Source organism: Pseudoalteromonas sp. 0303 (assembly GCF_013349995.1).
Classification (GTDB): domain Bacteria; phylum Pseudomonadota; class Gammaproteobacteria; order Enterobacterales; family Alteromonadaceae; genus Pseudoalteromonas.
This window is the reverse complement of record NZ_JABVXF010000121.1, coordinates 1-583: the sequence shown is the minus strand read 5'-3', so window position 1 is coordinate 583 and position 583 is coordinate 1. Positions and strand designations below refer to the sequence as shown.

Below are 583 nucleotides of genomic sequence, written 5' to 3'. Positions count from 1 at the left end.
CTTCACTACTAGCTTCTTCACTGTATTCTTGCGTGCTGGTGGGTTTTTCATTTGAAATTAATTTTATTAGTTCTTCTTCCCCATCTACAAACTCTTCTGTTTCTTCTTCATCCGTATTTCGATTGGCCACCAGCGTTCTGAGTGCAACTATATCAATCTCCTCTTTCCAATCATTGGGCCTACATGAAATATAAAACTTTGCTTGAGGTAGTGCCGCTATGCCAATTGCTTTTTTTATTTTTATAAGAGCACTACGTAGCTTCCCACTCCTAAGTTTTAACTCATCAACAGCATCTAAAAAAAAGTAAGCCTCTTGATCTGAACTCTTTTGCCACTCTTCGAAACGTAGCTCATCGTCTTCTGTGATGACCTCAAAAAAATCAGAATCCTGTAATTGCTCTAAGGCTACAAAGAATGAGTACTTGTTTTGTTCTTTTAAGAGAGCATCTTGCTTTTGAAACTCATATGTTTTGCCGCACTTCCCTTCGCCAAGGATAACTACGCATTGACAATCATCTAGCTCTGCCCAAGATTTAGCGTCGTACCGGCCATCCGGTAATAGATAAGCATCATCTTTATTCAA

The 583-nt window shown here is 38.9% G+C and carries 1 protein-coding gene; it reads right to left on the bottom strand.

Annotated elements, in window-relative coordinates; all coding sequences use genetic code 11:
* Positions 1 to 583, bottom strand: a 583-nt coding sequence (locus HUS62_RS22400; protein WP_220095112.1) for a hypothetical protein, incomplete at both ends; no start/stop codon positions are given.